Here is a 9,142-nt window from a genome sequence, read left to right as displayed (position 1 = left end):
TAGTTGGAACGGCACTAGATGGCCATGAAGCCGGAAGAGGTGCTCCGCGCGATAGCCGCCGAGCGGGGCGACGCGATCTGCGTGCCGACGATGACCACGGCGCCCGCCTGGCGGACCCTGGCGCCCGACGACCTGTCGGTCACCTGCGTCGGCTTCATGGGCGGCGCCTCCGCCCTCGGGCTCGGGCTGGCCCTGGCCCGGCCGGAGCGGCGCGTGCTGGTCCTCGACGGCGACGGCTCGCTCCTCATGCAGCTCGGCTCGCTCGCCACCATCGCCGGAGCCCGGCCGCGCAACCTGGTGCACTTCCTGTTCAAGAACGGCGTCTACCACACCTCCGGCGCGCAGGACATCCCGGGCGGGTTCGATGTGGACTTCGTGATGATGGCCAAGGGCGCGGGCTATCGGGCCGCCTACGCCATCGACGACCTCGGCGAGCTCCGCCGCCGGCTGCCCAAGATCCTCACCGAGGAGGGGCCGCTGCTGGTGGAGCTCGTCACGGGGCTGGCGGCCGAGACGCCGATGACCGCTCGCGGGGCCAAGCCGTTCCACCAGCAGGCTGAGGAGCTGCGCCAGAAGCTCCTTCGGGTCGGGGCCTAGCCATGGAGTGCGGCCTGTTCACGGAGTTCCAGTGTCCGGCGGGGATGAGCGAGGCCGCGGCCTTCGACGAGTCGCTGGCGCAGATGCGGGCGGCCGAGGAGGTCGGCCTCGACGCCGTGTGGCTGGCGGAGCTGCACTTCCAGAGGGACCGCTCCGTGCTGTCCTCGCCCCTCGTCGTGGCCGCCGCCCTGGCCGCCTGCACCCGGCGCGTCAAGATCGGCATCGCCGTCCAGGTCCTGCCGCTGAGCCATCCGCTGCGGCTGGCCGAAGACGTGGCGACGGTCGACCATCTCTCCAAGGGGCGGCTCGACTTCGGCGTCGGCCGCAGCGGTCTGCCCGGGCACTATCAGGGCTTCAACATTCCCTACACCGAGAGCCGCGACCGCTTCCTGGAGACGCTCGACATCCTGGTCAAGGCCTGGACCCAGGAGCGGTTCACCCACGAGGGGAAGTACTTTCAGTTCCGCGACGTGTGCGTGATGCCCAAGCCCTATCAGAAGCCGCACCCGCCGCTGCGCATCGCCGCCACCACCCAGGAGACGTATCCGCTGGTGGGGCGCATGGGCTACCCGGTGTTCCTGGCTGCGCGCACCGTCTCCATCCCGGACCTCACACGCTTCGTCGTCGGCTACCACGAGGGCCGGGCGGCTGCCGGCCATCCCGGCCGCGGCGACGTGGCGCTCAGCATCCCCGTGTACGTGGCGGAGACGGACCGGCAGGCGCGCGACGAGGCCGAGGCGAGCACCATGCAGTTCTTCCGCGCGATCGCCAAGGCGCTGCAGAAATCGGACGGGGCCTCCCAGCAGACCACCGAGGCGCGCGAGGGCCGCGCCCAGCGGCTGGCCGAGATCACCTACGACGACGTGCTCCGCGAGCGGGCGGTCTTCGGCAGCCCCGGGACGGTCGCCGACCGCCTGCTGGAGCTCCAGGAGACGATCGGCTTCTCGAGCCTCTCGGCCTGGATGAACCCCGGCGGGCAGATTCCGCACGAGCGGGTGCTCCGCTCGATGCGTCTCTTCGCCGAGCGGGTCATGCCGCGCCTGAGCTGATCCCCCCGGCCGCGCGGGCCAGCCCCAGGCAGAACGCGCCGACGAAGCCCTCCAGCGAGCGGGCCAGGGCCAGCGTCTCCGCGTTGGCGGCCCGCAGCCGCGCGGTCGCCGCCTCGGCCTCGCCCCGCACCCGGGCCTCGTCCACCGTCAGCAGGCGGCCGCGATCGAGCACCAGGCGTCCGTCGATCATGACGCGGTCGACCGCGGACCCGCTCTCGCCGTTGACGAGCTGGAGCATCACGTCGTTGAGCGGCACGTAGTTGACGTTGGCGAGGTCCAGGAACACGATGTCGGCCTTGAAGCCCGGGGCCAGCCGGCCGATCTGCTCCGGCATGCCGAGGACACCGGCGCTTCCCGCCGTGGCCATGGTGAGCGCCTCGTCGACCGTCAGCCAGCGGCTGAAGTCGGGCGTCTGGATTCGTGAGAGATAGCTGGCGAGCCGGGTCGCCTCGAACATGTTCTGCGTGTCGGAGGAGCTGGCGGAATCGGTGCCGACGCCCACGCGGAGGCCGCCCTCCAGCATCTGACGCACGTGCGCCACCCCCGAGCCGAGCCGGAGATTGCTGAGCGGGTTGTGGGCGACGCTCGCTCCGGCGTCGGCGAGCCGCTTGACGTCGTCGGCCTCCAGCCAGACCGCGTGCGCGCCGCTGAACCGAGGGCCGAGCAGCCCGAGGTTGCCCAGGTGCGCCGTCAGCGTCTTGCCGTACTTCTTCCGCCCCAGCACGGCCTGGGCCCGGGACTCGGCCAGATGGGTCTGCAGCCCGACGTCGAACTCCCGGGCCAAGTCCCGGCAGCCCCTGAGGAACTCGTCGCTGCAGTGCAGCGGGATAGTCGGGCCCAGCGCCGGACGCACGCGCGCCCGATCGAACGGCCAGGTGCGGAGGATCTCGCGGCAAGCCTGGATGCTCGCCTCCCAGGGCGCGGTTCGGATCTGCTCCACCTGGCGCCGCGCCGGCTCCGGCACCGACTCCACGAGCCCGGGCAGGGCCTGCCAGAGCGTGCGGTCGGCCATCATCGGCGCCACCACGGCCCGCAGGCCCACGTCGTGGTAGGCGCGGGCGACGGCCTGCACGCCCTCGACCGTGGGCAGGGGAAACTCGACGAAGAGGTCGTAGCAGGCGGTGCAGCCCCGGCGCACCATCTCGATGGCGGAGAGCTGGGCGGAGAGATACTTGTCCTCCAGCGTCCGGTTGCCGTTCACGGCGGTGCTCCCGGTCAGCAGCACCTCCAGCGGCGCGCGGTCGGGGACCAGGCCTCGCGAGAGCGCCCCGTGGGCGTGCGTGTGGGCGTTGACGAGCCCGGGGATGAGCAGCCGATCGTGCGCGTCAATGTCGGCGGCGCCGGCGGGCGCGGCCATCCCCGGACGGCCGATCTCCCGGATGGTGTCGCCCGCGATCAGGACGTCGGCGGGCTCGCCCCGGTGGCCGCCGATGTCGAGCACCCGTCCCCCGCGAATGACCGTCGCCGTCGTCACGGCTGGCTCGCCATGTAGTGACCGATGGTGTGCGCGTCCGCCGTCTCCCGGGGCGTCTCGTGCACGAGCCGGCCCTCGAACATCACCACGATGCGGTCGGCCAGCTCGAGGAGCTCGTCGAGATCCTCGCTGATCAGCAGGACGGCCGCGCCGGCGTTGCGCGCGCCCATGATCCGGGCGCGGATCTCGGCGGTCGCTGCGAAGTCGAGCCCGGCGCACGGGTTCTGGGCGATGAGGACCCGGACGTCTTCGGACAGCTCGCGCGCCAGCACGGTCCGCTGAACGTTGCCGCCCGAGAGCGTCTCCAGAGGCGCCTGGGGGCCCGGCGTCCGGATGCGGTAGCGCTCGATCAGCGCGCGCGCCTGGGCCCGCAGCGCCCGCCGGCTCACCAGCCAGCCGCCGATCGTGTTCCGGCGGTCGTCGAAGTTGCGGAAGGCGAGATTCTCGGCGACCGACATGGTGCGCACGCAGGCGTTGCGGAGGGGCTCGTCGGTCAGGACGAACACGCGATGGCGGCGCATCTCCGCCCGCGTCCGCGCGTAGACGGTGCCGCCCACCCGGATCGCGCCCGACCCCGGCTCGCGCTGCCCGGCCAGGACCTCGACCAGCTCGCGCTGCCCGTTGCCGGACACGCCGGCCACCCCCACGATCTCGCCGGCGTGGACGCGCAGCGTGGCGCCGCGGACGGCCACGGTGCCCTTGTCGTTGAGGACGGTCAGGCGCTCGAGCTCGAGCCCGATGGCCGGTTGCGCCGGCGCCTGTCGCGCGGCCGGCTCGGGGATGCTCGCGGAGCCGATCATCATCCTGACCAGGTCGTCCCGGGTGAGGTCCTTCACTGGCCCGCCGCCGACCCGCCGCCCGCCGCGAAGCACGGTGACCTCTCGCGCGAACCCCAGCGCCTCCCGCAACTTGTGGGTGATCAGGACCACGGTGAGCCGGCGCTCCTCCGTCAGCTCACGCATGACTCCCAGGATCTGGTCCGCCTCGTCCGGCGTGAGCACGCTGGTCGGCTCGTCCAGGATGAGGATACGGCGCCCGAGGTAGAGCTGCTTGAGGATCTCCACCTTCTGCTTCTCGCCGGCGGCCAGGGTCGCGACCGGCCGGTCGGGATCGATCGCGAAGGGCATCCGCCGCTGGAAGGCGTCGATCTTCGCGCGCTCCTCGTCCCACCGGATGACCGCGGGCAGATCCTCGGCGCCGAGGACGAGGTTCTCGGCCACCGTCATGCTCGGCACCAGCGTGAAGTGTTGGTACACCATGCCGAAGCCGAGCCGGTGGGCCTGCCGCGGGTTGCCGATCGCGCACTCCCGGCCGCCGACCAGCACGCGGCCGGCGTCCGGCCGGTGGTAGCCCATGATGCACTTCACGAGCGTGCTCTTGCCGGCGCCGTTCTCCCCGAGGACGGCCTGGAAGCTGCCGGGCCCGAGCGCCAGCGACACGCCGTCGAGCGCTACCAGATCGCCGAAGCGCTTGGTCATGCCGAGGACCTCGACGGCCGGGGGGACCCCCGTCATTTGCTGATGGTGAGCTCGCTGGGCGCGCCGGCCAGCGCGTGCCGGGGCGAGGAGCTGGCGATGAGGAGGATCAGCGTCAGGACGTACGGCGCGGCGCCGTAGAGGTAGTAGTTGGACGCGATGCCCACCGATTGTAGCGCCGGCCCCAGCGCGGTGGCGCCGCCGAAGAGCAGCGAGACCCAGAAGCAGTGGATGGGGTTCCAGCGCGCGAAGATGACGAGCGCGATCGCCATCAGTCCCTGACCGCTCGACAGGCCCTCGTTCCACGTTCCCGGGTAATAGAGCGACAGGAACGATCCGCCCACGCCGGCCAGGAAGCCTCCGGCCATGGTGCTCAGCGTCCGCACGGCGCCGACCGAATACCCGAGGGCCTTCGCCGCATCGGCGTTGTCGCCGGCGGTCCGCACGACGAGGCCCCACCGCGTGTGGTGCAGGGCCCACATGAGAAGCGGCGCCAGCACCGCCCCGACCACGAACAGCGCGTTGAGCTCCAGCGCCGCCCGGATCTGAGGCGAGGCGCTCCAGGCGCCGAGTGCCAGGTGCGGCAGCCGCGGCGCCACCGGCTCGATGAAGGGCTTGCCGAGATAGAACGCCAGCCCCGTGCCCAGGAGGAACAGGGCGATGCCGACGGCGATGTCGTTGACGCGGGGCAGGGTGGAGACGCCGCCGTGCAGGAGGCCGAACGCCGCGCCCGCCGCGCCCGCGACGAGCACGCCCAGCCACGGCGAGCCGCTGAGGTAGGCGACGGCGTAGGCGCTCATGGCGCCCATGACGAGCGTGCCCTCCAGCCCGAGGTTCACGCGGCCGCTCTTCTCGGTGAGCGTCTCGCCGAGGCTCACGAAGAGGTAGGGCGTGGAGACCCGGGCGGCGCCGCCGAGCACCGCGATCAGTACGCCCCACCAGCCGAGATCCGTCGCGGGCGGCACGTCACACCGTCGGCGACCGGAAGATTTTGAATCGCCCGTAGAGCGTGTTACCCGCCAGCACGGCGACGAACAGCAACCCCCGGAGCACGAGCGTGGCGGCGTCGGGCAGACCGAAGCGCCGCTGGAGGAGACCGCCGCTGGCGGAGATCCCACCCAGGAGGATCGCCACGAAGACCACCGCCAGAGGGTTCTGCCGTGCCAGGAAAGCCACCAGGATGCCGGCGTAACCGTAGCCGACGACCAGCGACGAGCTGGCGAAGCCGTGGACGGCGACGATCTCGATGGTGCCGGCCAGCCCGGCGGCGGCGCCGCCGATGAAGCACGTGGCCAGCACCATCGCCCCGACGGGCAGTCCCGCCGTCTGGGCGGCGCGGACGTTGCCGCCGAGGATGTCGACGGCGAAGCCGAAGGTGGTGTGCCGCATCAGCCCCCAGGTCAGGAGACAGGCGACGACGCCGAAGGCCAGGCCCCAGTGCACACCCGTCCCCGGCAGCTCGCCGATCATGAGCCGCTCGCCGATGCTCCAGCTCGCCGGCTTTAGGACCTGGGCGAAGTCGCGGATTGGGCCGGTGACCAGGTGGTTCATGACCGCGATGGCGATGTAGTTCAACAGCAAGGTGCAAATCGTCTCGTTCACGCCGCGCCAGTGGCGCAAGGCACCGGCCACGCCGATCCAGAGGCCGCCGGCCAGAGCTCCGGTCACGCACATCAGGGCGACCGCGAGAGGCGGGGGCCATCCCGCCAGCGTCACGCCGGCCAGGACCGCGGCCACGCCGCCGACCACCAGCGCGCCCTCCCCGCCGATTACCAGCAGCCCGGCCCGGGCCGGCAGGGCCGTGCAGAGCCCCGTCAGCATGAGGGGCGCGGCCTGGGTGAGCGTCTGCTCGATCGAGAACCAGGTACCGAAGGCGCCCAGGAAGAGGGCGGCGTAGACCTCGAGCGGGCTGAGGCCGCGGAGCACGACGAAGGCCCCGAACAGGACCAGCGCGGCCAGGAGCGCGGCTGCCGAGATCGCCGCCGTCTCCGCCCACGACCGGACCAGCACCGGCTACTTCTTGAGGCCGGTCTTCCCGATCGCGCCCTCGACGAGGAAGTTGACGGCGAGCTTGAACTTGTTGTCGTCGTTGGCGATGACCTGGCCCTCTTTGAGGATGACGTTGCCCTCGTTGTCCTTGAGCGGCCCCTGGTAGAGCTTGAACGTGTCGTCGATGAAGGCCTGCCGGATCTTGAGGATCTTGCTCCGCACCTCCGGCGACACCGACCGGCCGAAGGGGCTGATCGCCACCATGTCCTGACGGAAGCCGCCGCGCAGGAGATTCGGGTACGAGCCGCCGGTTTGCCAGGCCTTCACGAACTGGGCGCCGGCGGCCCAGTTCCACTCGGCGCCGGTGAGAAAGCCCTTGGGCGCCAGCTCGCTCACGTCGGTGTGGTAGCCGCAGCTATAGATCCCGCGCCGCTCGGCGTTCTCGACCACGACCTTGGCGCTGTCGACGTTGGCCACGATCACATCGACGCCCTGGTCGATCAGGCTGTTGGTGACCTCCGCCTCCCGGACCGGATTGTTCCAGTCGCCGGTGATCACCACCTGGCAGGTGATGCTCGGGTTGACCGCGCGGGCGCCCAGGATGAACCCGTTGGCGTTGTTGAAGATGAAATAGAGGGGCTTGCTCCCGATGAAGCCGATCTTGCCTGTCCTGGTCGCGTGCCCGGCGGCCACGCCGCAGAGATAGTGCGGCTCCTCCATGTAGCCCCGGTAGCCGATCGTGTTCTTGGGATCGCCGTCCTTCCAGAGGGCGCCGATGTGGACGAAGAGCACGTCGGGGTGCTTGGGGGCGAGCTTGAGGACGTTCGGCCAGTAGCCGAACGAGCTGGCGAAGACCGCCTTGGCCCCGTCGTGCCGGATCATGCCCTCCATGACCTTCTCGGCCTCGACCGTCTCCGGCACGTTCTCCTGCTCGATGAGCTTCACGCCCTCCAGCCGGGCGATCTTCTTGGCCGCCACCGCATGCGCCTGGTTCCAGCCGTAGTCGTTTTTGGGTCCGACGTAGATGAAGCCCACCGTCAGCGGCTTCACGGCGGCGCGGGCCTCCCGGCCGGGCAGGAGGCCGGTCAAGCTGCTGGCGGCCAGGAGGCCGGCGGTGCCGGTGGCGACCTGGCGGCGCGTCAGGGTCACATCGCTCATGGCTCGTTCCTCCTCCCCGATGGGGGCGACATACAATAAACAAAAACGGGGAGCCTGGCTACCGTGACCGACGACGTGGCCGCGCCCTTCGACGTCTATCGCGACGTCGTCCGGCCCGAGTGGATCGACCACGTGTTCGACCTCGCCACCAACGAGTTCCTCCGCTGGGTCGGGTGTGACGACGGGCACCGCCGGGACCGGCAGGTGACGACTTTCTGCTCCCGCTAGACCGCCGAGGGGCCCGGGCCCCCTGTGGCGACTCCGACAGGCCAGCGATGAGAGCGGCGACGGCGCGTTCAGCGCCCGCCACCGGCCTCCTGGGACCGCCGCGATCTCTAGGGGCTCAGATCAGACCGCGTGGCGATGACGTAGGCGGCCAGGACGGCGTACCGGCGGACGAGCCCTTCTGTCCCCCGCCCAAACGCGACGGGTTGGCCGGCTTCGTCAAGCGCATTGATGAGCTGAAGGACGCCGAGGACCCCGGCTGGCTCCTGCTCAATTGGGACGGCCAGGATCGAGCGGTATCGGTAGGTCGGGTCGTCGAGCGCAGGATTGAACTCGTACGGGGCACCGGCAGGAATGTGATCCACGTCCGGGACATTGACCGCGTCGCGGGTGCGCGCAACGTACCCGGCGATGCTGTTCGCGGCGATGGGAAGTGCGAGGTCCTGGAGCCACGACCGCAGGGTGTGGAGGCCCCACTCGCGCTCAAGAGTATCGTTTTGAACCACAGTGAGCCTCAGGATTTCGCCGTGCCGCAGGTAGATCGCGCCGCCGTCCGCTCGGACTAGCCGACGAAGCCACGTCAGCAACCGGTCGAGCGCTGCGTGGAGGTGGTTCCCAGAATGCGTGAGGGCGAGGGCGGCCAGTTCCTGGTCGAGTCGGACCAGCGCTTCGGGGAGATCGCCCACGAGATCCTCGGGGAAGTCCCCACTGCCGCCGTCCGCAAGCATTGGTCCCTCGTCGTCTGGGGTCACGACGTTCTACCGAGCAAGCCTTGTACCAAACCGAGATCGCACCGAAAGCCGCCGCGCCGACTGGAGATTTGGCCTGCATGCTCGTTTCAGCAGCCAGTCGACTGGTCACTTTAGCACCGTCCGGTGCCGACACATCTCTGATGCAAACGCACTAGTGCCGTTCCAACTTGTTGATACTAAATCTGTCCACGAACGACGTACACGGTGCCTTCCTAGGCGCGAATAGTTGGAACGGCACTAGTCCTGTCTGGCGCCGTGCCGGCGCCGGCGAGATACCGCGCCGCCCCTACGTAGGCCAACTGCTCCTTGTGGTGGCACTGATATGCATCGTGCGCAAGCGCCCCCGGAGGCGCAGGGGGCAGCAGACTGCATCCCGTCGTGAGGAGTGCGGCGAGCGCGGTTATCTGCGCGTATCGCCAGGCT

Annotated in this window: 9 protein-coding genes; 3 read left to right on the top strand and 6 right to left on the bottom strand. The window is 70.3% G+C overall.

The genetic code is table 11. The annotated features are described in order from the left end of the window. Positions 1-24: 24 nt before the first annotated feature. Both VGV13_02515 and VGV13_02510 read left to right on the top strand, forming a co-directional pair. On the top strand, positions 25-597 hold the full coding sequence (locus tag VGV13_02515) for a thiamine pyrophosphate-dependent enzyme (GenBank protein HEV8639951.1): 573 nt from the start codon (positions 25-27) through the stop codon (positions 595-597). Positions 598-599: 2 nt separating this feature from the next. Beyond that, positions 600-1,646: an LLM class flavin-dependent oxidoreductase gene (locus VGV13_02510; GenBank protein ID HEV8639950.1), complete on the top strand. Its 1,047-nt coding sequence runs from the start codon at positions 600-602 to the stop codon at positions 1,644-1,646. Here the strand turns inward: VGV13_02510 and VGV13_02505 are convergent. Genes VGV13_02505 through VGV13_02485 form a run of 5 tightly spaced genes read right to left on the bottom strand, consistent with a single transcriptional unit; the run spans position 1,627 to position 7,742 of the window. Then, the gene (locus VGV13_02505) at positions 1,627-3,120 is read right to left on the bottom strand and encodes an amidohydrolase (protein HEV8639949.1); all 1,494 of its coding nucleotides are present in this window, start codon (positions 3,118-3,120) and stop codon (positions 1,627-1,629) included. The two genes, VGV13_02510 and VGV13_02505, sit on opposite strands and share 20 nt — an antisense overlap. Further along, positions 3,117-4,634: an ABC transporter ATP-binding protein gene (locus VGV13_02500; protein ID HEV8639948.1), complete on the bottom strand. Its 1,518-nt coding sequence runs from the start codon at positions 4,632-4,634 to the stop codon at positions 3,117-3,119. Before VGV13_02500 ends, VGV13_02505 begins: the two co-directional genes overlap by 4 nt. Then, entirely contained in the window at positions 4,631-5,560 is a 930-nt protein-coding gene (locus VGV13_02495; GenBank protein ID HEV8639947.1) for an ABC transporter permease, read from the bottom strand. Before VGV13_02495 ends, VGV13_02500 begins: the two co-directional genes overlap by 4 nt. A gap of 1 nt (position 5,561) precedes the next feature. Then, positions 5,562-6,605: an ABC transporter permease gene (locus tag VGV13_02490; protein HEV8639946.1), complete on the bottom strand. Its 1,044-nt coding sequence runs from the start codon at positions 6,603-6,605 to the stop codon at positions 5,562-5,564. A 3-nt stretch (positions 6,606-6,608) separates the two neighbouring features. After that, complete coding sequence (locus VGV13_02485; GenBank protein ID HEV8639945.1) at positions 6,609-7,742, bottom strand: BMP family ABC transporter substrate-binding protein; 1,134 nt, start codon at positions 7,740-7,742, stop codon at positions 6,609-6,611. Between the two features lie 63 nt (positions 7,743-7,805). Between VGV13_02485 and VGV13_02480 the strand changes: the two genes are divergently transcribed. Beyond that, the gene (locus tag VGV13_02480) at positions 7,806-7,970 is read left to right on the top strand and encodes a hypothetical protein (GenBank protein ID HEV8639944.1); all 165 of its coding nucleotides are present in this window, start codon (positions 7,806-7,808) and stop codon (positions 7,968-7,970) included. Positions 7,971-8,077: 107 nt separating this feature from the next. Here VGV13_02480 and VGV13_02475 read toward each other — a convergent pair whose 3' ends face one another. Beyond that, positions 8,078-8,719 (bottom strand): GAF domain-containing protein, encoded by a 642-nt coding sequence (locus VGV13_02475; GenBank protein HEV8639943.1) that lies wholly within the window; start codon positions 8,717-8,719, stop codon positions 8,078-8,080. Positions 8,720-9,142: the final 423 nt, after the last annotated feature.

This window comes from Candidatus Methylomirabilota bacterium (assembly GCA_036001065.1).
GTDB lineage: Bacteria > Methylomirabilota > Methylomirabilia > Rokubacteriales > CSP1-6 > MNEF01.
The sequence above is the reverse complement of the archived record's forward strand: the minus strand, read 5'-3'. Positions and strand labels throughout refer to the sequence as shown.

Coding starts and splice junctions, on each gene's coding strand:
- VGV13_02515 (HEV8639951.1), top strand. CDS start 25: ATGAAGCCGGAAGAGGTGCTCCGCGCGATAGCCGCCGAGCGGGGCGAC.
- VGV13_02510 (HEV8639950.1), top strand. CDS start 600: ATGGAGTGCGGCCTGTTCACGGAGTTCCAGTGTCCGGCGGGGATGAGC.
- VGV13_02500 (HEV8639948.1), bottom strand. CDS start 4,634: ATGACGGGGGTCCCCCCGGCCGTCGAGGTCCTCGGCATGACCAAGCGC.
- VGV13_02485 (HEV8639945.1), bottom strand. CDS start 7,742: ATGAGCGATGTGACCCTGACGCGCCGCCAGGTCGCCACCGGCACCGCC.